The following is a 22,398-nucleotide window of genomic DNA, read 5'->3' as shown; positions in this document are numbered from 1 at the left end:
CGTATGGATCAGCCCTTCACGGCGCCGGCGGTCATGCCGGCCACCACGTACTTCTGCGCGAACAGGTAGAAGGCGACGGCGGGCAGGGTGAACATGAAGGCGACCGCCATCACCGTCTGGATCGGTGTCCCCAGCTCACCGATGAAGTTGGCGATGCCCACGGACGCCGGCTGCTTCTCCGGGGTGAAGATGAACGTCACCGCGAAGACGTACTCGTTCCAGGCGTGGAAGAACGAGATGACCGCGGTGGCCGCGATCGACGGGGCGATCAACGGCACGTTGACCCGGGTCAGCACCGCCAACGGTCGTGCCCCGTCGACCCGCGCCGCCTCCTCCAGTTCGCGCGGGATCCCGTCGATGGCGCCCTTGAGGATGAGCGCGACGATCGGCAGCACGAAGGCGACGTTGGCCAGGATGAGGCCGCCGAGCGAGTCGAGCAGGTTGAAGCGGCGGAACAGCGAGAAGAGCGGCACCACCATGAGCGCCTCGGGAAGCATCTGGGTGAACAGCAGCACGAGGGTGAGCAGCGCCTTGCCCCGGAACGAGAACCGCGACAGCGCGTACCCGAGCGGAATGCCGAGCCCGATCGACAGCACCGTGGTACCGGCGGCGATCAGCAGGCTGTTGAGCAGCCAGCCCGCCACCTTGCCGTCTCCCAGCCCCTCGACGAAGACCCCGAGCTGGGAGAAGTCCGGCAGCAGTCGGGGCCGCTCGGCGAAGAGGTCCGCGTTGCTGGACAGCGCCGTGACGAGCATCCAGTACAGCGGGAAGGCCGCGACACCCAGCACCACGAGGACCGCGACGATACGCAGAGTGAGACCGATGCGGAGCCGCCTCATCAGGGGTTCTCCTTCGCGACCGCGCGGGCGACGAGCCGGCTGCCCGTGATGACGATGAGCGAGATGACGACGCCGACCATGCCGATCGCGGCCGCCGAGCCGAGTTCCTTCGATTCGAAGGCCTGCGCGTAGAGGTCGATGACGAGCGTCTCGGTCCTGCCGACCGGGCCGCCCTTCGTCATCAGCCAGATCAGCTCGAAGCGCCGCAGCGACCAGATGGTCATCAGCAGGGCGAGCAGCCCGACGACCGGCTTGATGACCTGCCAGGTGACGACCCGGAAGGTGGCCCACCTCCCCGCCCCGTCCATCGTCGCGGCCTCGGTCAGGTCGTGCGGGACGGACTGCAGCGCGGAGAGCAGTACCACCGAGGTGAACGGGAACAACTGCCAGATGGTCGTCGCGAGCACCGCCGGAAGGGCGTACTTCGGGCTGTCGAGAATCGCGCCGCCCGGGACGCCGAGCCCGACCGCGTTCAGAAACCGGTTCACGATCCCGTACTGCGCGTTGAGCATCCAGGTCGCGATGAGCGCGACCGCGATGCCGGGCGCGGCCCAGGGCACGGTGATCAGGGCGCGGGCGATCCCCCGGCCCCGGAAGCCCCGGTTGAGGAGGAGGGCGACGGCGAGGCCGGAGCCGACCGCGCCCACGACGCAGACGATCACGTAGACGAAGGTGGTGACGAGCGTCCGGTGGAAGTCCTCGTCGCCGAAGATGCGGACGAAGTTGTCGAGCCCCACCCAACGGCCACGCGTGGGGTTCAGCAGCGTCGTCCGTGTGAAGCTCAGGAAGATCTCCTGGGCGAGCGGTATCGCCTGGAAGACGAGGACGAAGAGGGCGGCGGGTGCCAGGAAGAGATAGGGCGTCCATCTGCTTCCCAGCGGGCTACGGCGCCGCCGGGTCGCGGATCGGGGCACTTTCGTCTGCTCCAGCAGGGTCATCGGGTTCGGTCCTTTTCACATAGGACGCCGCCGGCGCGGAAACCTCCGCGCCGGCGGCGTCGCTGGTCACTTGACCAGCTCGGTCGCCTGCTGCTGGGCGCGATCCAGTGCGGTCTTGAGATCGACCTGGCCTTGGAGGGCGGCGATCACGTTCTGCACGACGACCTTGCGGATGTCCGGCGTCTTGGCCTCGAAGCCCAGCACGATCTGGGGAAGGCTCGACTCGGTCAGTCCGTCGAAGACCGGCAGGAAAGGGGTCTTCGTGAGCGACGCGGCGCTGCGCTCGGTGACGGTCGCGACACTGCTCGCGCCGAGGATCTCCTGCAACTTGACCTGGTTCGCCGGTTCGAGAGCCCAACGGATGAAGGTGGCCGCCGCCTCCTTCTCCTCGCTCGCCTCGTTGACGACGATCGGCGCGAGGATGGCACCCTGGCTGCGGACCGGGAACGGGATCGGGGCGACGCTGAACTTCAGGTTGGGGTTCTGGCCACGGGTCGCCGTGACGTAGCCGCCGTTGTTGAGTTCCATCCCGACCTTGCCCTCGGCGAACATCCGCCGGAAGGTCGCCGCGTCCGCACCCCTCGGGATCACCTTCGCGTCGTACAGGTCCTTGTACGCCTGTAGCCCCTTGAGGTTGTCGGGCGAGTTGATGGTCAGGTTCTTGCCGTCCGACCACTTGCCGCCGAAGCCGTAGACGTAGTTGAAGATGTCCTGCCACACGCCGGCCTCTTCGGCCTCGGTCTGCCGGAATGCCAGGCCGAAGACGTCGCCCTTGGTCAGCGACTTCGCGGTGGCGGTGAACTCCTCGTAGGTCGTCGGCGGCTTCGGAATCAGGTCCGCGTTGTAGAACATCGCGTAGTTGGACGCCTCGAAGATGATCCCGTGGCGTACGCCGTCGTGCACGAGGAACTGGTCCGGCTGCTTGAGCAGGGTGTACTTGCCGACGTCGACCAGGTCGTCGAGCGGCGCCACGAGACCGGCGTCCGAGGCGGCCTCGAACTCGGGCATGTCGAAGCGGATCAGGTCGGGACCCTGCCCGCTGCCCATCTGGGTGAGGACGGTCTGGCCGAAGGTCGGGTACGGCACCGCCGCAGCAGTTACCTGCACCTCGCTCTGGCTCTTGTTGAACTCCTCGAGCCACTGGGTCAGCAGCGGCCCGCGCCCCGGGTCACCGAAGGTCGAAGCGGCGAAGGTGATCTTTGCGACGCCACCGTCCGCGCCGCCGTCGGCGGTACAGCCGCCCAGGAGAAGGGCGGCCACTCCAATAATGCTGCTCGTCGCCACGATGCTGCGGCGCACGCGGTGTTTCTTCATCATCACTCCTTGTACACGTCGCAGCCCAGGGCCCTCTGGGCGCTAGCTGCAACGATCGTAGGGACATATGCAACGCTGTCAAGTGGCGATTGCGCAAGCCGTAGGCTACATTGCACATACTGCAATCCCGGAGGTGTGGCATGGCGCAGTCGATCCAGCGCGCGATCGACCTCATCCGTCGGTCGGCGGAGCACCCGCTGACACTCACAGAAGCCTCGGAGGTACTCGGAGTCCACAAGTCGACCGCCCTGCGAATCCTCCAGACGCTCGAGGCCGCGCGATTCGTCCGCAAGACCGGCGCCGGGACGTACGTGTTCGGCAGCGGTCTCATCGAACTCTCGGAACTCGCGCTCGAGTCGATGGACGTGCGTCAGTTCGCGACCACGCACCTCCGCCGACTCCAACGGCAGACCGGCCACACCGTCCACCTGGCACAACTGACCGGAAACGAGATCATCTACATCGACAAGGTGGACAGTCCGGCGTTCGACGCCGTGCAGTTGCCATCCCGGGTCGGGCGAGCGGTCTCGATCTACGCCAGCGCCGTCGGCAAGGTGATCCTGGCGTACCTCCCCCGCGAGGAACGCGACCGCATCCTGTCGCACGTCGTCTTCGAGCAGTACACCGGCACCACGTTCGCCGACCGCGACCGTCTCGAAGCCGAACTCGTCGACGTCGCCGAGCGCGGCTGGGCCACCGACAACGGCGAACACGACGCGTACGTCATGTGTGTCGCGGCGCCGATCAGGGACTCGCGCGGGCGGGTCATCGCCGCGCTCTCGCTCACCGCGATCGAGATCATCGCGACGCTGGAGCAACTGAAGGACAACCTCCCGCTGCTGCTCGAGACCGCGACCCTGATCTCGAAGGAACTCGGACACACCCCCGGGACCCCGGCGGAACCGCCGGCCGGCTGAGTCGGACCCGCGCGGTCCCCCGCGTGGCCGCACCGACCCGCAGCGACAGGTCCAGGCCCGCGCGGGCTGACCACACTCCAGGCCCGGGTGGACGCCGCCGGCAGCAGTCGGAAGCGGCGGACAGGTCTGCGGCGGTACCTCCCGCTCCGGGGAGGGCTCCGCAGACCTGTCCGCTCCGGACAGGGCGGACCAGGTCAACCGACCATCGCCACCGGAAGGCTCCGCGACCCGTTGAACAGCCCGTCGCCTGCGTAGCGGGCGACCACCGGACCGTCGGGTCCGCCACGGACGGTCTTGTGCAGCCGGGCGACACCGTTGCGGACCGGCGCCGATCCGAGGTGCAGGTCACCGACGTAGAAGTCGACCTCACCGGCCGGCCGGGCACCACCGGTGGTCACGCTTCCCACCGTCGCGGTCGCGGTGAGCCTGACCCCGGACGAGCTGCCCACCGGTACGGTCTGCACCGAGAGCCCGGTCGTGGTGGCGCGGAACGCCACCTGGCGCAGGTAGTCGTCCAGCATCTGGCGCCAGACGTCCCAGGTGTGCACGCCGTCGACGTTGTGCTCCGCGACCTCGACCCCGGCCGCCCGCAGGGCGGCGACCCGCAGCAGCGAGTTCTGCGCGATGTTGCCGAGGCGGTCCTGTAGTCCGGTGCCGATGTGGATCCCGCCGGGCACCGCCTTCATCCGGTCGACCTGCGCCTGCGTCGCCGCCGGTCCTCCCCAGCTCCACGCCGCGTGGTAGGCGAAAAGGTCGGTGTTGTCGTACAGGATGGTGAAAGCCCGGCTTCCACCTGCCGAGAATCCGCCGAACGCGCGGTCCTGCGGCCGGGGCGAGACGTGGTAGTTCCGTTCCACGAACGGGATGACGTTGTTCCGCAGCTCGTCGGCGTAGCCCTGGTTGCCGCCGGGCAGGCCGTTGAAGTCGGTGGAGACGATGACCATCGACTGCGCCGCGCGGTCCCGGACCGCGTTCTCCAGGATGTGCTGCGCCACCCCCTGCATCGTCCAGGCGATCGAGTTGTCGCCCGAACCGTGGCTCAGGTAGAGCGTCGGGTACGGGGTGGCCCGGTCGGGATCGTAGCCACGCGGCAGGTAGACCACGATGTCGTGCACCCCGGCCGGGTTGGTCGACAGCGGCGAGGCGTACCGCCGCGACTCCAGCGTGCCGGCCCTGGCCGCGCCGACCGGTGCCTGGTACGCGTTGTCGTAGGTGGGGAACTTCCTGCTGTTCGGCACGTAGACCCGGCTGCGCACCGCGCCGGGGGCACCCGGGTACTGCGGCTGCATCTCCCACGGGTTCGCCGGGTCGTCGTGCAGGGTGCAGCCGGTCGCCAGCGGGCTGGCGCAGTCGTGGGTGAAGGCGTACCGGAAGGTGCCGGAGGGTAGCGGCAGGGTGATCGCCCAGACTCCGTCGGCGCCCTTCGACAGCGGCAGGATGCGCCACGGGGTGGCCGGGATGTCACCCGGCTGCCACTCCGAGGGTGGGCGACCGTCGCCGCAGTCCTGGCAGGTGACGTTCTCGGGGCGGGAGTAGAACCAGTCGCCGTAGATGTGGACGGCTCCGACCTCCGCCGGCGCCCGGTACCTGAACGTCACCGAGTATCCCGTCGGGGCCTGGTCGGTCCGGACCACCTCCGGGCCGGGGCGTACGGCGGGACCGGCCGGCGCGGCCGCCGCCGGAGTCCCGGGCACGCTGGCCGACAGCACGGCGGCGACGGTCAGAAGAGCTGGCAATGACCTGCTCGGACGTCTACCCGACGTCGGCAAGGGGTGGTGGGGATGTGCGGCACGCATCTGCTGTTCCTCCACTGAGCAAGTGATAGGCACCAGTCGAGCCCACAAGATCGTTGGCCTGCTTGCAACGATCGTAGGGGCATATGCAACGCTGTCAAGATTCTATTGCACATGTAATCAGTAGCGTTGCACCATAAGCAACAGATCGATGCGTGGCGCCGAGTAGCCGAGTACGCGCCCACCGCCCCTCACCGCCGGCACTCGATACGTTCTGTGACCGCTAACATCGCTGCCCGCACAGATCCTGACTCCACCAGAAGACAGGGAAGCAGCGTTCACATCGGCGCATGAGACATTGCCAGATTGTTTCGCGGCCCTCAAGGGACGGGCGGGCACAGGTACGCGAAGCCCGCCCAACGTCGAGTCCCTTTCGGCCAGAGACCTTCGACGAGCAGTACAGATAACAGCTTCTGGAGATCGCTGACGCAACTTTCGGGGAGAAGAACCTCACAGCGACTTCTTGTTATGAGGACCGGTGACGCATGGTCGCCGAGCATCCTCGATCCCGTCGACCCTGGAGTCGACGCGTCATTCAATTCGCCGAGAACCTCGTCTTGCACTTCCATCCCACGGCGCGTATGTTACCGCTAACATCGATGTTAGCCCATAGATTGCGGCCACGCCAGGCCCGTCCCCGCAGAACGCTGGAGGCTCGATGCGCGCACGTACAAGATGGTTGGCAGTGCCGACCGCGGCTCTGCTGGCGGTGGGACTGGCCCTTGTCGGGCCCGTCGGCTCGCCACGACCGGCACAGGCCCTGAACAACGGGGTTGCCAGGACCCCGCCGATGGGTTGGAACAGCTGGAACACCTTCGGCTGCAACATCAACGAGACGTTGATCCGCCAGATGGCCGATGCCATGGTCAGCTCCGGCATGCGGGACCTGGGCTACCGCTACGTCGTCGTCGACGACTGCTGGATGAACTCGACCCGGGACGCCCAGGGCAATCTCCAGGCCAACTCGACCCGGTTCCCGAGCGGCATGAAGGCGTTGGGCGACTACCTGCACTCGCGCGGCCTGCTCTTCGGCATCTACCAGGCACCGCTGGACCGGACCTGCGCCCAGTACTTCGGTGCGTACCCCGGCGCTACCGGCGCCCAGGGGCACGAGTACCAGGATGCCCGGCAGTTCGCCGCCTGGGGTGTCGACTTCCTCAAGTACGACTGGTGCTCGCCCACCGGAACGATCAACGACCAGGTGGCCCGGTTCGCCCTGATGCGCGACGCGCTGGCCTCGACGGGCCGACCGATCGTGTACAGCATCAACCCCAACAGCATCCACGAGAAGACCGGGCCGATGCGCAACTGGGGCGACGTGGCCAACATGTGGCGCAGCACCGAGGACATCACCAACGCCTGGAACACCGGCCAGACCAACGGCTATCCGATGGGCATCCAGAACATCGTCGACGTCAACGTCCCACTCGCCGGGTACGCCGGCCCGGGCTCGTTCAACGACCCCGACATGATGGAGGTCGGCAACGGCGGCATGACCGACACGGAGATGCGCAGCCACTTCGCCCTCTGGGCGATCATGGCCGCTCCGCTCATCGCCGGCAACGACCTGCGCGACATGTCCACCGCCACCCAGACCATCCTGAAGAACCCGCAGCTCGTCGCCATCAACCAGGACACCCTCGGCCTCCAGGCCAGCCAGGTCTCCTTCGACGGCACCCGCCGGGTCCTCGCCAAACGCCTCGCCAACGGCGACGTCGCCGTCGCCCTGTTCAACCAGGGCGGTTCGACCACCACCATCTCCACCAGTGCCGCCGCCGTCGGCAAGTCGGGCAGCTCGTTCACCCTCCGCGACGCCTGGACCGACAGCACCTCCACCACCACCGGCACGATCTCGGCCAGCGTGCCGGCGCACGGCACCGCCGTCTTCCGGGTCAGCGGCGGTGGCACCACCACACCCCCGCCCTCGTCCGCCTTCCGACTGCGCAGCGAGTCCAGCGGCCGGTGCCTGGACGTGGACAACAGCGGCACCGCCAACGGCACCGGGACGTTGATCTGGGACTGCCACACCGACGCCAACCAGCGATTCAGCCAGTCCGGCCAGTCGCTACAGGTGCTGGGCAAGTGCCTGGACATCCCCACCAACGCCACCGCCGGTACGCGAGTCCAGATCTGGGACTGCAACGGCGGCACCCACCAGCAGTGGACCTTCAACGGGAACGGCACCATCAGCAACGCCCGGTTCCCCTCGCTCTGCCTCGACGTGAACAACGCCGGTACGACGAACGGCACCACCGTGCTCGTCTGGACCTGTCACGCCGCCGCCAACCAACGCTGGAGCCGGGCATGAGGTCGATCAGCCGGGCAGGATCGGCCGTGCCCGACGGGTTCGGAGGTCACGGCACCGGTCGTCCGACCACCGCGCCCTCGGGTGCCACCGATGTCCGGCGGATCAGCCGGTCGCGGACCGCCGGCACGATGCCGTGCGGCAGGAAGATCACGACCAGCACGAGCAGGACCGCGTAGACGGCGTAGGACAACACGCTCGGCGCGTAGTCGGGCATCCCGGGCTGCGTGCCGAGCGTGTTGAGCACCTGGACCAGCAGGATGATCGCGGTCGCGCCGACCAGGGCGCCCCACAGGGTGCCGAGCCCGCCGACGACGGCCATCACCACGTACTCGATCGACAGCAGCACCGGGAACGAGCCCGGCGCGAGATAGCCGAGGTAGAACGCGTAGATACCGCCGGCCAGGCCGGCGAAGGCGGCGGACAGCGCGAAGACGGTGAGCCGATAGCGTCCCACCGGCACACCGCTGGCCGCCGCGGCGGTCTCGCTGCCGGCCAGCGCCCGCAGGCCACGGCCGGGCCGGGATCCGACGATGTTGCGGGCCACCACCAGGGTCACCGCGACGGCGGCCCAGACCAGGTAGGCGTAGGAGAGGTCGTCGGCGAACTCGTAGCCGCCGACCGACAGCCGTGGGATGCCCTGCAGGCCGATGGCGCCGCCCGCCCAGTCCGCCCGGGCGACCAGGGACAGCAGGATCAGTTGCATGGCGAGGGTGGCGAAGGCGAGATGATGGCCGCGCAACCGCAACAGCGGTACCCCCACCACGACGGCGAACACGGCGGAGACCAGCGGCGCGGCGAGCAGCCCGAGCACCGTCGGCAGGCCGTGCACGCAGAGCAGGCCGGCCGTGTAGCCGCCGATCGCGTAGAAGGACGCCTGCCCGAGCGAGATCTGGCCGGCGTACCCCATCAGCAGCGACAGCCCGACGGTGACCAGCACGGCGAGGCCGAGCAGGATGTAGACCGTCAGGTGGCTCCCGGACAGCAGCGGCGGCAGGGCGAGCGTGGTCACCGCCACCGCCACCGCCGGCACGCGCCGCAACATCAGACCGGCTCCTGCTGGGCCGCCGGCGTGCGCGCGGCCTGCCTCATCATCACGACGAGCAGCAGCATCAGCGCCACCTCCATCTGGTACGCGGCGTTGCCGTAACCGGCGACGAGGGACTGGGCCACGCCGAGCAGCAGTCCGCCGACGAGGGTGTGCATCGGTCGCGTCAGCCCACCGAAGACGGCGGCGGCGAAGCCACCGACGATCAGGGTCACGTCGTAGTCGAAGGTGACGAGCTGGATCGGCGTGACGAGCACCCCGGCGAGCCCGCCGAGCGCACCGCCGATGCCGAAGGCCAGCAGCCCCATCCGGACGACGTCGATACCGACGACCTTCGCGGCGTACGGGTTGGAGGCGCAGGCCGACAGCGCCCGGCCCACGTCGGTACGCGCGAACAACAGGCCCGTGCCGGCGAAGACGACCGCCGTCGCGCCGATGATGAGCAGGTAGTGCGCCTGGAAGCGGGCGCCTCCGAACTCGACCGCGCCCGGTACCCCGGCGAACGACCGAGGCTGGTCGCCCCAGATCAGGACCTCGACCGCGTACGCGAAGACGGCCATCCCGAGCGTGATGATCAGCGACGCGCCGGGTGGCGTACCCGGCCGGCCGATCGCGACCAGCCCGACCAGCAGCCCGGCACCGGCACCGACCGCCACGGCGGACGCCTCGGCCAGGCCGTGCGGGAACCCGCTGGCCAGCAGGGTCGACGCGGTCATCGCGGCGATCACGGCAAACGAGCCCTGGGCGAAGTTGACCACCCGGGTGACCCGGTGGACGACGACGAGACCGCTGCCGACGAGCGCGAACGCGCATCCGCCGCCGATACCGGTGATCAGGTATTGGAGGAAGTCGCTCACCCGGACGCTCCCAGGTAGGCGTCGGCGACCCGTGGGCTGGCGGCCAGTTCCGCCGCGCTTCCGCTGGCGACGATCTGGCCGGCCTCCAGCACGTATCCACGGCTGCACAGGTCGAGGGCGAGGCGGGCGTTCTGCTCGATGAGGAGTACGGCGAGACCGTGTTCGGCGTTCAGCTCCCGCAGGTGCCGGACCAGGTCGGCGACGACGAGCGGGGCGAGGCCGAGGGACAGTTCGTCGACCGCGAGCACGTCCGGCCGGGCCATCAACGCCCGGCCGACGGCCACCATCTGCTGTTCCCCGCCGGAGAGCTGACCGGCGCGGCGGCGACGCAGCGGAGCCAGGCCGGGAAGGATCTGGTAGATCGGGCCGGTGTCGCGGTTGCGGATGCGCCAGCCGCCGAGCCGGAGGTTGTCGTCGACGGTCAGGTCGGGAAAGACCTGGCGTCCCTCCGGCACGTGGGCCAGCCGGCCGGTGATCCGCACCGTTCCGCCGGCCGGCCGCCGGATCCCGGAGAGCGTGTCGACAAGTGTGGACTTCCCCGCGCCGTTCGGGCCGATCAACGCCACCATCTCGCCGTCCGCCACCGTGAGGTTGACCGCGTGCAACGCCACCGCAACGCCGTACCGGACGGTGAGGTCGACGACGTCGATCACGCGGAAACCTCCGACCCGAGGTACGCGGCGACGACCGCCGGGTCGGCCCGGATCGCGGCGGGAGTGCCCTCGGCGATCACGCGACCGAGGTCGAGCACGGTGACCCGGTCGGCCAGCCGGGTCACGAAGGCGACATCGTGCTCGATGACCACCATCGTCAGGCCGCCCGCCTTCAGCTCCTCGAAGAGTCGGGCCAGTGCGTCCCGTTCGGCGGCGCGCAGGCCGGCCGCGGGCTCGTCGAGCAGGAGCAGACGGGGCCGGCCGCAGAGTGCGCGGGCCACCTGGAGTGCGCGCTGTTGCCCCAGCGGCAGCGACTCCGCCGGCCGGTCGGCCCAGTCGGCGAGGCCGACCCGGGCGAGCGCCTCCCGCGCGGTCCGGCGGATCTCGCGTTCCTCCCGGCGGTGGGTCGGCAGCCGGAACACGGCGGCGGTGAATCCTCCTCCGGTTACGGCGTGCGCGCCGACCATCGCGTTCTCCAGCGCCGTCATGCCGCCGAAGATCCGGGCGCCCTGGAAGACGACGCCGATCCCGAGCCGGGCCCGGCGGTGCGCCGGGAGCCGGTCGACGCGGGCGCCGGCCAGCACGACCGTTCCGGTACGCACCGCCAACTGGCCGCCGACCAGGTTGAACAGGGTGGACTTGCCGGCGCCGTTCGGCCCGATGACGGCCCGCAGTTCACCCGGCGCGACGTCGACGTCGACGTCGCGCAGCGCGTACACCCCACCGAAGGTGTGCGAGACACCGGCGACCCGCAACAGTGGACCTATTCCCACCTCCCCTTGGGGTTCGTCGGATCGCGAGGTCGGACGCGGTGGGTGAGCGCCGCGCGGTTCAGGTGGGAAAGGGTTCAGCGGCTCGGTCACCTGCCCGCCACCGCAGCGAGTTGCTCCCGCGCCCAGTCGGTGGGAACGAACGCGCCACCCCGCACCACGTTGACGGAGATGTAGTCGGCCTTGAGGCCGGCGTGGTCGGTGGCGCTGTAGGTGTAGGTGCCGTTCGGGGTAATCGCCGTCAGCCCTTCCAGCGCGTCCCGGATCTTCTCCGGGTCGGTGCCGCCGGCCTTCTCGATCGCGGCCACGAGCAGCCGTACCCCGCTGTAGCCGTCCTGGGCGAACTGGGGTGGTGGGTAGCCGTGCTTGGCCCGGAACGCACCGGCCAACTCGTCGATCGCCTTCTTCTGCGCACCGTCGGGAAGGGTGTCGCCGACGACGCCGATCGAGCTGGCCACCACCGCGCCCTCGGCGGCCGGGCCGACCGGGTCCAGCCAGAGCTTGCTGGCCTGCGCCCCGGTGAAGACCACCGGCAGGTCGAGCCCGGCGGTGGCGTACTGCTTGGCCAACGCCACGCCGGGAGCGCCGGTGGCCCAGACGACGAGCGCCTGCGCCCCCGAGGAGCGCACCTGGTTGAAGATCGCCGAGAACTCGGTGGTGGTGGTCTGGAACTCCGGGCTGGCGGTGAGGGTGATGCCGTGGCCGGGGGCTTTCGCCCGGGTGCCCTCGAAGCCGGCCTTCGCGTACGAACTGCGGCCGTCGTACGCGACGGCGATCCTGGTGACGTTCTGCGCCTTGAGGTACTGCAGGATCCGGTCCGCGTACGTCGCCGAGGTGGCCGGCACGACGAAGACGTACGGATGCACCGGGTCGACCTGCTCGTCGGCCGGGGTGAGCGAGATGTACGGGATCTTCTCCCGGTCGACCAGCGGGATGGTGGCCAGGGCGGAGTTGGAGAAGGGCGAGCCGATCACGGCGGCCACGTCGCGGCTCTTGAGGTCGTTGAAGGCCAGCACCGACTGGTCGGGTTGGCTCTTGTCGTCGCGGACGATCAGCTCCACCGGGCGGCCGAGCACTCCGCCGGCCGCGTTGACCTGCTCGACCGCGAGCGCCACGGACTTCTCGTTCTCCGTGCCGAGCGGTGCGTAGTTGCCGGTCAGGGAGACGATCTGGCCGACCCGGATCGGGCCGGCGCCGTCCCCGGTGGACGCTTGCTCGGCACAGCCGGCCGTGGCGACCGCCACGACGAGCGCGACGGCGGATACGGCGGTACGTCGCATGGTTGCCTCCCACCGCGAGGGAAAGCTCTGCCACGCAGACGCTAGACACTTATTGCACGTCGGTCAATATTGATGCCTAACGTTCGGGTGTCGAGACGGCACCGCTCCCGAGTTCGCCGGTCGGCTCACCCGTTGATCCACAGCGCCGGAAGGGCGTCCGCGAGCCCTCGGCGCGCAACACGGACGGCGGAGGCGTTGCCGCAGTGGGGGCGCCCCGGTCGACCGGACGCGCGGCTCCGACCGGAGCCTACTGGCCGGCTGGCGGGCGACACGAAATCTGTAGAGTCTGCGGCATGTCGATCCAGCCCACGTCGCCCCCGGCCGACCTGCCGCGTGTGCAGGCCGGCGGCAGCCCGCAACACCTGCTGCTGACGTTGCTCGGCGACTACTGGTACGGCCAGCGCGCCCCACTCCTGTCGGGCGCCCTGGTCGCACTGCTCGGCGAGTTCGACATCACCGAGGTCAGCGCCCGTGCCGCGCTGAGCCGGCTGGCCCGGCGTGGGCTGCTGGAGCAGTCCAAGTCCGGCCGGCGCACCTCGTACGCGCTCAGCGAGCGGGCCGCGCAGGTGCTCGCCGAGGGTCGCGGTCACATCCTGTCGTTCGGGGCCGAACGGACACCGTGGACCGGCCGGTGGACCGTGGCCGCGTTCTCGGTACCCGAGGACGACCGGTCCCGGCGGCACGTCCTGCGTACCCGACTGGGCTGGCACGGCTTCGCCCCGCTCTACGACGGGCTCTGGGTCTCGCCGCACGAACGGGTGGTCGAGGTGGCCAGCATCCTGTCCGAACTCGACATCGACCGGGCCACCGTCTTCACCGCCGAGTTGGCCGACGGCGGGCCGACCGGCGGCCACCCGATCAAGGCCTGGGACCTGGCCGCCCTCCGGGCCGAGTACGAGCGGATCCTCGCCGCGTACGAGCCGGTCCGGCGACGGTGGCACGGCGGTCGGATCGGCACCGCCGAGGCGCTCGTGGTGCGGACCGCGCTGATGGACGAATGGCGCACCATGCCGAGCCTCGACCCGGAGTTGCCGACCGAGCTGCTGCCGGCGCACTGGCCCCGAGCGGCGGCCAGGGCACTCTTCGTCGAGCTCTACGACGGGCTGACCGGTCTGGCCGAACAGCGCGTGGTCCAGGTGGTCTCCGGATTCGACCCCGACCTCGCCGCACTGGTACGCACGCACACCAGTCGGACGGGCAACGTATGACACTAGCCTTGACGCTAGGCACGTAGGTAGTCAGACTCGGTCCAGGTCCGCCAGATGCGGGCCGGAGGTTTTGCGTCGGGCGACACCAGCCACAGGGACCCAACGGGGAGACCGGAATGGCCGAACCAGCATCACTCGTCGTGCGCCGTCGTCTCGAATGGTCGGACACCGACCCGGCGGACCGGTGGCACTACGGCGTGGTCCTGCGGTTCGTGGAGAGCGCCGAGAAGGAGTTGCAGGACCAGCTCGGCGTGACGGCGGCGGACGCCCGCTGGATGCCCCGGGTGAACCTCACCGTCGACTACCTGGGCGCGCTGCACTTCGGCGAGGTCGCCGAGACCACCCTGGCGGTGGAGCACGTCGGGCGCGCCTCGCTGCGTTACGCCTTCACCGTGGCCCGGGACGGTACGACGCTGGCCCGGGGGACGCTGACCGTGGTCTGGATCGATTCCGGCACGGGCCGCAGCAGTCCGTGGCCCGACCGGCTACGCGCGCTGCTGACCGGCTCCGGGGCGGCGGAGAGCTGAGGCGTGCGGAGCACGATGGGCTCGATGCCGCTGTCGGTCGGGATGGTGCTGCGCCGGGCCGCCGCGATGGGCCCGCACGCCCGGCTCGTCGGCTACACCGCCGCAGGTCGGACGGAGTGCGGCTGGCCCGAGCTGGCCAGCCGGGCGCACCGGCTGGCGAACGCACTGACGGCGCTCGGTGTCCGCCCGGGTGACCGGGTCGGTACGTACGCCTGTAACGGGCTGCCCCACCTGGAACTGTGCTACGGCGTGCCGCTGGCCGGAGCGGTGCTGCAACCGCTGAACACCCGGCTGCATCTGGACCAGGTGGCGGCGATCGCCGCGCACGCCCAGGACCAGACGATCTTCGTGGCGGCCTCCCTGACCGCACAACTCGCGCCGATCCGGGATCGGCTGCCCGGCGTCCGGCACTACGTCGTGCTGCCCGACGGCGGCGCGCCGCACCCGGACTTCGCCGACGCGATCGACTACGAGCAACTCCTGGCCAGCGCGCCGGAGGACGAACCGGCAGAGGTGGACGAGTGGAGCCCGGCCTGCCTCTGCTACACCGGTGGCACCACCGGACGCCCGAAGGGCGTGGTGTACTCGCACCGGTCCCTGACCCTGCACGCGATGAGCGGCCTGTTCGTCGACTCGTTCGCCATCCGGGAGCGCGACGTCGTACTCCCGCTCACCCCGCTCTTCCACGCGCTGTCCTGGGGCATGCCGTACTCGGCGGCGCTGGCCGGGGCCGGCCTGGTCCTCGCCGGCGCCGACACCAGCCCGGCCACCGTGGTACGCCTCGTCCGGGACGAGCGGGTCACGGTCGCCGCCGGAGTGCCCACCTTCTGGCTCGCCGTCGACCAGCTCGCGCCGGGCGCGGACGAGCTGGCCAGCCTGGACCGGATCCTCTGTGGAGGTTCGGCGGTCCCGCTGGAGCTGATCGATCGCTACCGGCGGCGCGGCGTCGCGATGCGGCAGGGCTGGGGCATGACCGAGATGTCACCGTCCGGCAACCTGACCATGGTGCGCCGGCATCTGGAGGACCGGCCGGAACAGTCCCGGCAGGCGCTGCACGCCACCCAGGGGGTGCCGACCGCCGGGGTGGAGCTGCGGGTGGTCGACCCGAACGGCGTGGTGCTGCCGCACGACGGGCGGTCCGCCGGTGAGATCGAGGTACGTGGGCCGTGGGTCACCGAGTCCTACCACCAGCCGGACGACGACGCCAACACCGCCCGGTTCCGGGACGGCTGGCTGCGCACCGGCGACATCGGCAACGTCGACGGCGACGGCTACCTGCACCTGCTCGACCGGGCCAAGGACCTGGTCAAGTCGGGCGGCGAATGGATCAGCTCGATCGAGCTGGAGAACCACCTGATGGACCACCCGGCGGTGGCCCAGGCCATGGTCATCGCCGTACCGCATCCGACCTGGGGCGAACGACCCGCCGCGCTCGTCGTCGCGTGCGCCGAGGTTTCCGCCGACGCGCTCGTCGCGTACCTGCGCCCCCGGGTGGCGAGCTGGTGGCTGCCCGACATCATCCGGTTCGTCGACGCGCTGCCGACGACGGCGACCGGCAAGTTCGACAAGTTGACGGCCCGCCGAACCTGGCAGGACGTCCTGGCGGCGGAGTTCGTTCCGACGACCGAAGGACAAGCATGAGCGAGCGAATCAGCCAGCCCAGTGCGACGGTGCCTCATGACGGCACGGAGCGAAGCGGAGTGCCGGCATGAGCGAGCGGAGCGAGCGAATCAGCCAGCTCAGGGCCAATGTGCCTCATGACGGCACGCAGCGAAGCGGAGTGCCGGCATGAGCGAACTGTTGGCGGGCCGGGTCGCGGTGGTCACCGGAGCGGCGCGCGGGATCGGTCGGGCGACCGCCGAACTGCTCGCCGAGCACGGCGCCCGGGTGGTCTGCGCCGACCTGGACGGCGACGCCCTCGCCGGCACCGTCGGGGCGCTCGGCGGTCGCGGCGTCGCGGTCGCCGCCGACCTGACCGTGCCGAGCGCGCCGGCTGAGGTCGTCGCCCGCGCGGTCGACGAGTACGGGCGGCTCGACATCGTGGTCAACAACGCCGGCTACACCTGGGACGGCATTTTCCACAAGATGACCGACGAGCAGCTCACCGCCATGCTCGACATCCACCTCACGGCGCCGTTCCGGCTGCTGCGCGCCGCCGCGCCGGTACTGCGCGAGGCCGCCAAGCGCGACGCCGCCGAGGGCCGCGAGATCTTCCGCAAGGTGGTCAACGTGACCTCGATCGCCGGCACGATGGGCAACGTCGGCCAGGCCAACTACGCCGCCGCCAAGGCAGCCCTGACCGGCCTCACCCGGACCCTCGCCAAGGAGTGGGGCCCGTTGCGGATCAACGTCAACGCGGTGGCGTTCGGATTCGTGCAGACCCGGCTGACCGCCGACGCCACCGAGGCCGGCACCTTCGAGCACGGCGAGCACCGCATCCGGCTGGGCATCCCTGGCGCCGTCCGGGAACGGGCGGCGGCGAGCATCCCGCTGGGCCGGCCCGCCACCCCGGCCGAGGCGGCCGGCGGCATCTTCCTGCTCTGTTCGCCGTGGTCGAACTTCGTCCACGGACAGGTGCTCACCGTCGCCGGTGGGCAGGCCGAGGGGATGAGCTGAGATGCGACCCACCGGGCAGCCCGTCGACTCCGCCGGGGGGCGGTGATGCGCTTCTCCGACGTGGCCATGCCGGTCGACCTGGTCTGGTCCTCGCCGTTCTGCCGCTGGCAGGGGCCGCTCGCCGAGATGTCCAGCGTGGACCTCGCGGTCGACGTGACCGCCCGGGCGCTGGCCAGGACCGGGCTGCCGGCCGCCGAGATCAGCCAGGTCGCCTTCGGCACCACCGTGCCGCAGCCGACCTCCTTCTACGGCGTCACCACCATCGCCCCACGGCTCGGGCTCGACACCGTCACCGGTCCGACCATCGCCCAGGCGTGCGCCACCTCGGTGGCGGTGGTGCAGGCCGCCGCCGTCCAGGTCGAGCTCGGCGCCCACCGTACGGTGCTCGCGCTGGCCGCCGATCGCACCAGCAACGGCCCGCTGCTGGTCTGGTCGGCCCAGCGCAGCCCCGGGGCGGCGCCGCGGACCGAGCACTGGGTACTCGACCCGATGCGCAACGACCCGAACACCGGCCAGTCCATGCTCGACACCGCCGAACACGTCGCCGCCGAGGAGGGCTACTCCCGCGCCGAGATCGACGCCGTCACGCTGCTGCGCCACGAGCAGTACCAGGCATCCGCCGCCCGGCGCTCCGGGCACCTGGTGGAGGTGCATGTGCCGGGCCGGCGCGGCAACGTGGTGGTCGACGACGACCACGGCGTACACGACACGACGGCGGACGGGCTCGCCGCGCTCTCCCCCGTCCGACCGGACGGCGTGGTGACGTACGGGTCGCAGACCCATCCCGGGGACGGCACCGCCGGAGCGGTGCTCAGCACGGTCGACCGGGCCCGCGAACTCAACGGTGGCAGCGGCGTCGCCCGACTGCTCGCGGTCGGGTTCGCCCGCACCGACCGGGCCCGGATGCCCCGAGCCCCACTGCCGGCCGCCCGCGCCGCGCTCACCGCAGCCGGCCTCGACATCACCGACGTCGACGTGGTGACCACCCACAACCCGTTCGCCGTCAACGATCTCTACTTCGCCAGACAGACCGGCTTCGCGCTGGACCGGATGAACCCGTACGGGTGCAGCCTGGTCTACGGGCACCCGCAGGGGCCGACCGGCCTGCGTGCGCTCGCCGAGCTCGTCGCCGCGCTGCACGCGCGGGGCGGTGGACGTGGCCTGTTCACCGGTTGTGCGGCCGGCGACACCGCTGGCGCCGTACTCGTGGAGGTGACCGACTGATGTCGTTCGACGCATCCGTCGTCGGCCGCTGGAGCGAGCCGCGCCCGTTCGACGTCACCCCGGCCAGTATCGCGGCGTACGCCGACGCCGTCGGCGGGCCTTCCCCGGTCTACGCCGTCGTCCCCGCGATGGACCTGGTCTTCGCCGTCGCCGGCACCGCCGCGCCGGCCGAGCTGCGCGCCCGGGTCGTGCACGGCCAGCAGGACATCTTCTTCCACCGCAGTCTGCCGGTCGGCGAGACGATCACCGTCCGGGCCGCCGTGCTCGGGCTGCACGGCAAGCGCAGCGGCACGGTCGCCACGATCGGGGTGCGGACGTACGACGCAGACGGAGCGCTGCGCAACGAGCAGTACGTCACCGAGTTCTACCGGGGCGTGCCGACCGACCTGCGGCTGGGTACCCCCTCCCCCGCCCTGCCGACCGACGCGCCCGGCGGCCCGCCGCTGCGCACCGCGACCGTACCCCTGCCGCTCGACCTGCCACGTCGCTACGCCGACGCCTCCGGCGACCGCAACCCGATCCACCTCGACGACGAGTTCGCCCGCAATGCCGGGCTGCCCGGCGTCATCGTGCACGGTCTGGCCAGTCTCGCCGTCGCCGGACACACCGTGCTCGCCGACCGGGCGGAGCCGGTACGGCTGAGCTGCCGCTTCACCCGGCCGGTCGCGCCGGGGGACGCCCTCACCACGCGGGTCTGGGTGGACGGTCCCGGATACCGGTTCGAGAGCGTGGACGAGGCCGGCGCGGTGGTGCTCGGCGCCGGCCTGGTCGTCATCGCCTGAACTCCGTCATGTGACAGCGGACGTTTCCGCCAACTCCACTCGTGCGGTCATCAACCGCACACCGTGCCGTTCAGCGTGAACTGGGTCGGCGCCTGGTTCGCTCCGCTGTAGGTGCCCTGGAAGCCGAAGGTGACGCTCGCCCCGGCCGCGATCGCGGCGTTGTAGGAGACGTTGCGGGCCGTCACCTGCGCGCCGGACTGGCTGACCGTGGCGTTCCAGGCGTTCGTCACCTGCTGGTTGCCCGGCCAGCTCCACTGCACGGTCCAGCCGTTGACGGCGCTGGTCGAAGTGTTGGTCACCGTCACGTTGGCGGTGAAGCCGCCGGTCCAGGTGTTGGCCGAGTAGCCGACCCGGCAGGCACCCGTGGACGGCGGCGGGGTGGTGGTCGGCGGCACGGTCGGCGGGTTGGTGGGCGGGTTGGTGGGCGTACCCGTGGTCGGGTTCGGGGTCGGTGAGCCGCCGGTGAGACCGAAGAACTGCACCGCCGCCTGGGCCATGCCGCTCATCGGCAGGCTGTGGCCGGCGCCGTTGACGCTGATCGCCTCGAGCGGCGTGGTGCCGCCGCTGGTCCAGCGCCGCCGGTTCCAGTTCGCCTGAGGCGTGTCCGTGGAGGTGGGCGTCAGGCTGAGGCCGTGCACGTTGGTCCACTGGTCGACCGCCTCCTGAAGCAACTGGTACGGCACGAGCGTGTCGTTGGTGCCGTGCCAGAGCTGGATGCGCGGACGGGCGCCGCTGTAGCCGGGATATGCCTGTCGGACGGCGTCGCCCCACTGCTGCGGCGTCCGGTCCATCCGCCCGTTGACGCACTGGCTGTTCTGCGGCGGGAAGTCGGCCGCGTTGGCGAAGCAGTTGAACGGCACTCCCATGAACGCCGCGCCCGCTTTGAAGACGTCCGGATAGAGGGCGAGCATGGCGTTGGTCATCATGCCGCCGGACGAACTGCCCGTTGCGTAGACCCGGTTCGGGTCACCGCCGTACTCCCGTTGGACGTACGTCACCATGGACATGATCGACACGGGATCGCTCCCGCCGCCCCGGCGCTTGGACGCCGCCGACCAGACGTCGAAACAGTTGCCGAAGCCCGCCTGCTGGGTGGCGGTCGGATAGATCACGATGAAGCCGTACCGATCGGCCTGCGAGGCGAACTCGCTGCCGGAGTAGAAGCCGGGACCCGACCCGCCGCAGCCGTGCATGGCCACCACGATCGCCGGGTTGCCGGGCCGGGAGTCCGGTACGTAGACGTGCATCCGCATGCCGCCCGGGTTGTCACCGAAGCTGGTCACCTCGACCAGGGAGGCCGCCGTGGCCGGCGGGGCGAGCACGATCCCAACGGTCGCCGCGAGCACGGTCGAAGCCAACGCGACGACTGCCACCCGGAGTCGGCGCCTACCCAATCCATCGATAGTCATCATTGCAGCAAGCTAGCAACTTGCCTGACGGTCGTCAATATAGTGTCTAGAAGCAGCTCCCAGCACCGCCCCGGGCCCTTCACCGGCGGACCGACGGCTTCCGAGCCCCTCGACGTTCCGCAGGTCGACGACGACGATCGGTGGCATCCGGGCACCCAAGTCCCGAGCCGCACCGTCGACCGGGGACCCGATCACAGACGTCGGGCACTTCCATTGACGGCCGTCACAGGTACTCTTATATTGACACTGACCGATGTCGACGGAACCGGGGGCGGCCGACAGCACGGTTGGTACGGACAGCGCCTTGTCCCACCCGGGACACCGCAGGATCATCCGTCCGGCGGCTCGCGGCCGACGAAGCGGTCGGACGCATCGGTGACGCCCGCCCGGCGGACACCGCCACCGATGCGTGGCCGACACCGGCCGCGATCGATCCCCCGAGCAACGCGCTGCCACGATCGCGCAACCCGGAGGAGGAAAGTTGATTGGGAGAGCAGGTCGCCGGCATCGCCCGACGATGCTGACGTTGTCGGCCGTCGCGGCCGCCACCGGCATCGCGATGTTGGTGGCGACCGCACTACCGTCCGGTGCGGCCACACCCGAGGAGGCCGACGCCGGCACGCCGCGTGTCGGAGCAGGCGTCCTGGCGGCCACCGCCGGCTGCGGCCGGGCACCGACGCTGACGAGCGGCACACATTCGATACAGAGCGGTGGAAAGACCCGAAGCTTCGTGCTGAGAATCCCCGACAACTACGACAACAGCCGCCTCTACCGACTGGTCTTCGGATTCCACTGGTTGGGGGGCAACGCCAACTCGGTGGTGAGCCAGAGCTACTACGGGCTCCTGCCGTTGGCGAACAACAGCACGATCTTCGTCGCACCGGAGGGCCTCAACAACGGCTGGGCCAACTCCGGCGGCGAGGACGTGACCTTCACCGACGACATGATCCGTACCATCGGGAACGCCCTCTGCGTCGACACGGCGCAGTTGTTCTCCCTGGGCTTCAGCTACGGCGGTGGCATGAGCTACGCGCTCGCCTGTGCCCGGGCGACCGTCTTCCGCGCCGTGGCGATCTACGCCGGTGGCGTGATCAGCGGATGCAACGGCGGCACCCAACCCATCGCGTACCTCCAGGCACACGGCCTCACCGACAACGTGCTCAGCATCTCCGGCGGACGATCCATGCGCGACAGGTTCGTCCGGAACAACGGCTGCACCGCGGCAAGCCCGCCCGAGCCGGCGCAGGGCAGCGGCCGACACACCGAGTTCCACTACTCGGGATGCTCGGCCGGATACCCGGTCGCCTGGTACGCGTTCGACGGCGGCCACACCCCCACACCACTGGACGCCGGATCGAACACGCCATGGCTCCCCCAGGAGACATGGACGTTCTTCACACAGTTCCAGAGCACGCCGACACCGGGCCCGACCACCCCGACACCAGGACCGACGACCCCGACGCCAGGACCCACCACCACACCACCGCCCACCGGTGGCGCGTGCCGGGTCACCAGCACCGTGAACGCTTGGAACACGGGCCTGACCGAGAGCATCACCATCACCAACACCGGCACCACCACGGTCAACGGCTGGTCCCTCGTCTTCGCCCTGCCGAGCGGCCAGACCATCACCTCAGGCTGGAACGCCAGCTACTCCCCCGCCTCCGGACAGGTCACCGCCAGGAACGCCTCCTACAACGCCACCATCGCACCCAACGCATCGGTCAACATCGGCTTCCAAGCCACCCACACCGGCAACACCGCCAAGCCGACCTCGTACACGCTCAACGGTGCGGCCTGCGCTCTCGCCTGACCGTACGCAGAGATTCTGGGGGTGGAGCTCGGACCAGCTCCACCCCCAGACCCGCGACCTCCTCGCGGCGGCAGAGCCCGGCCACCCTCCCGCCGGCCGCACGAC

Annotated in this window: 19 protein-coding genes; 9 read left to right on the top strand and 10 right to left on the bottom strand. The window is 70.2% G+C overall.

Annotated elements, in window-relative coordinates; translation table 11 throughout:
- Positions 1-8 precede the first annotated feature (8 nt).
- The 3 genes from Pen02_RS27375 to Pen02_RS27365 all read right to left on the bottom strand — a co-directional run bounded on the left by Pen02_RS27375 (position 9) and on the right by Pen02_RS27365 (position 3,091).
- Positions 9-839, bottom strand: a complete 831-nt coding sequence (locus Pen02_RS27375; RefSeq protein ID WP_203868981.1) for a carbohydrate ABC transporter permease — start codon at positions 837-839, stop codon at positions 9-11.
- Positions 839-1,777 (bottom strand): carbohydrate ABC transporter permease, encoded by a 939-nt coding sequence (locus Pen02_RS27370; RefSeq protein ID WP_203868980.1) that lies wholly within the window; start codon positions 1,775-1,777, stop codon positions 839-841. Before Pen02_RS27370 ends, Pen02_RS27375 begins: the two co-directional genes overlap by 1 nt.
- A 66-nt stretch (positions 1,778-1,843) precedes the next feature.
- The gene (locus tag Pen02_RS27365) at positions 1,844-3,091 is read right to left on the bottom strand and encodes an ABC transporter substrate-binding protein (RefSeq protein ID WP_203868979.1); all 1,248 of its coding nucleotides are present in this window, start codon (positions 3,089-3,091) and stop codon (positions 1,844-1,846) included.
- A gap of 140 nt (positions 3,092-3,231) precedes the next feature.
- Here Pen02_RS27365 and Pen02_RS27360 point away from each other — a divergent pair, with 140 nt between their 5' ends.
- On the top strand, positions 3,232-4,008 hold the full coding sequence (locus Pen02_RS27360) for an IclR family transcriptional regulator (RefSeq protein WP_203868978.1): 777 nt from the start codon (positions 3,232-3,234) through the stop codon (positions 4,006-4,008).
- A 194-nt stretch (positions 4,009-4,202) separates the two neighbouring features.
- On the opposite strand, the gene Pen02_RS27355 is transcribed toward Pen02_RS27360, so the two are convergent.
- The gene (locus Pen02_RS27355; RefSeq protein WP_203868977.1) at positions 4,203-5,744 is read right to left on the bottom strand and encodes an alpha/beta hydrolase-fold protein; all 1,542 of its coding nucleotides are present in this window, start codon (positions 5,742-5,744) and stop codon (positions 4,203-4,205) included.
- Positions 5,745-6,459: 715 nt separating this feature from the next.
- Between Pen02_RS27355 and Pen02_RS27350 the strand changes: the two genes are divergently transcribed.
- Complete coding sequence (locus Pen02_RS27350; protein ID WP_203868976.1) at positions 6,460-8,109, top strand: glycoside hydrolase family 27 protein; 1,650 nt, start codon at positions 6,460-6,462, stop codon at positions 8,107-8,109.
- Between the two features lie 46 nt (positions 8,110-8,155).
- On the opposite strand, the gene Pen02_RS27345 is transcribed toward Pen02_RS27350, so the two are convergent.
- From Pen02_RS27345 to Pen02_RS27325, 5 genes are all read right to left on the bottom strand, one after another.
- A complete protein-coding gene (locus Pen02_RS27345; protein ID WP_203868975.1) occupies positions 8,156-9,151 on the bottom strand; it encodes a branched-chain amino acid ABC transporter permease in 996 nt (331 codons plus the stop codon).
- Complete coding sequence (locus tag Pen02_RS27340) at positions 9,151-10,011, bottom strand: branched-chain amino acid ABC transporter permease (protein ID WP_203868974.1); 861 nt, start codon at positions 10,009-10,011, stop codon at positions 9,151-9,153. The genes Pen02_RS27345 and Pen02_RS27340 overlap by 1 nt, the downstream gene beginning before the upstream one ends.
- Positions 10,008-10,664, bottom strand: coding sequence for an ABC transporter ATP-binding protein (locus Pen02_RS27335; RefSeq protein ID WP_203868973.1), 657 nt, complete (start codon positions 10,662-10,664; stop codon positions 10,008-10,010). The genes Pen02_RS27340 and Pen02_RS27335 overlap by 4 nt, the downstream gene beginning before the upstream one ends.
- Positions 10,661-11,437, bottom strand: a complete 777-nt coding sequence (locus Pen02_RS27330) for an ABC transporter ATP-binding protein (RefSeq protein WP_239141356.1) — start codon at positions 11,435-11,437, stop codon at positions 10,661-10,663. Before Pen02_RS27330 ends, Pen02_RS27335 begins: the two co-directional genes overlap by 4 nt.
- Before the next feature lie 86 nt (positions 11,438-11,523).
- On the bottom strand, positions 11,524-12,714 hold the full coding sequence (locus Pen02_RS27325) for an ABC transporter substrate-binding protein (protein ID WP_203868972.1): 1,191 nt from the start codon (positions 12,712-12,714) through the stop codon (positions 11,524-11,526).
- 293 nt (positions 12,715-13,007) lie between these two features.
- On the opposite strand from Pen02_RS27325, the gene Pen02_RS27320 reads away from it, so the two are divergent.
- The 6 genes from Pen02_RS27320 (at position 13,008) to Pen02_RS27295 (ending at position 19,071) form a co-directional block, all read left to right on the top strand.
- Positions 13,008-13,922: a PaaX family transcriptional regulator gene (locus Pen02_RS27320; RefSeq protein WP_203868971.1), complete on the top strand. Its 915-nt coding sequence runs from the start codon at positions 13,008-13,010 to the stop codon at positions 13,920-13,922.
- A 116-nt stretch (positions 13,923-14,038) separates the two neighbouring features.
- Entirely contained in the window at positions 14,039-14,449 is a 411-nt protein-coding gene (locus tag Pen02_RS27315) for an acyl-CoA thioesterase (RefSeq protein WP_203868970.1), read from the top strand.
- Between the two features lie 3 nt (positions 14,450-14,452).
- Positions 14,453-16,090, top strand: coding sequence for a long-chain-fatty-acid--CoA ligase (locus Pen02_RS27310; protein ID WP_203868969.1), 1,638 nt, complete (start codon positions 14,453-14,455; stop codon positions 16,088-16,090).
- 147 nt (positions 16,091-16,237) lie between these two features.
- Positions 16,238-17,065, top strand: a complete 828-nt coding sequence (locus tag Pen02_RS27305; RefSeq protein ID WP_203868968.1) for an SDR family NAD(P)-dependent oxidoreductase — start codon at positions 16,238-16,240, stop codon at positions 17,063-17,065.
- A 45-nt stretch (positions 17,066-17,110) separates the two neighbouring features.
- Positions 17,111-18,289, top strand: a complete 1,179-nt coding sequence (locus tag Pen02_RS27300; protein ID WP_203868967.1) for a thiolase family protein — start codon at positions 17,111-17,113, stop codon at positions 18,287-18,289.
- A complete protein-coding gene (locus tag Pen02_RS27295; protein ID WP_203868966.1) occupies positions 18,289-19,071 on the top strand; it encodes a MaoC/PaaZ C-terminal domain-containing protein in 783 nt (260 codons plus the stop codon). The genes Pen02_RS27300 and Pen02_RS27295 overlap by 1 nt, the downstream gene beginning before the upstream one ends.
- Before the next feature lie 50 nt (positions 19,072-19,121).
- Here the strand turns inward: Pen02_RS27295 and Pen02_RS27290 are convergent, their stop codons facing one another.
- Complete coding sequence (locus tag Pen02_RS27290; RefSeq protein WP_239141354.1) at positions 19,122-20,483, bottom strand: extracellular catalytic domain type 1 short-chain-length polyhydroxyalkanoate depolymerase; 1,362 nt, start codon at positions 20,481-20,483, stop codon at positions 19,122-19,124.
- Between the two features lie 514 nt (positions 20,484-20,997).
- Here Pen02_RS27290 and Pen02_RS27285 point away from each other — a divergent pair.
- Positions 20,998-22,293, top strand: a complete 1,296-nt coding sequence (locus Pen02_RS27285) for a CE1 family esterase (RefSeq protein WP_239141352.1) — start codon at positions 20,998-21,000, stop codon at positions 22,291-22,293.
- The last annotated feature ends 105 nt before the right edge of the window (positions 22,294-22,398 follow it).

It is taken from the genome of Plantactinospora endophytica (assembly GCF_016862915.1).
In the GTDB taxonomy this organism is placed as follows: Bacteria; Actinomycetota; Actinomycetes; order Mycobacteriales; family Micromonosporaceae; genus Plantactinospora; species Plantactinospora endophytica.
Note: the sequence above shows the minus strand (reverse complement) of the source record. Positions and strands in the feature narration are given on the sequence as shown.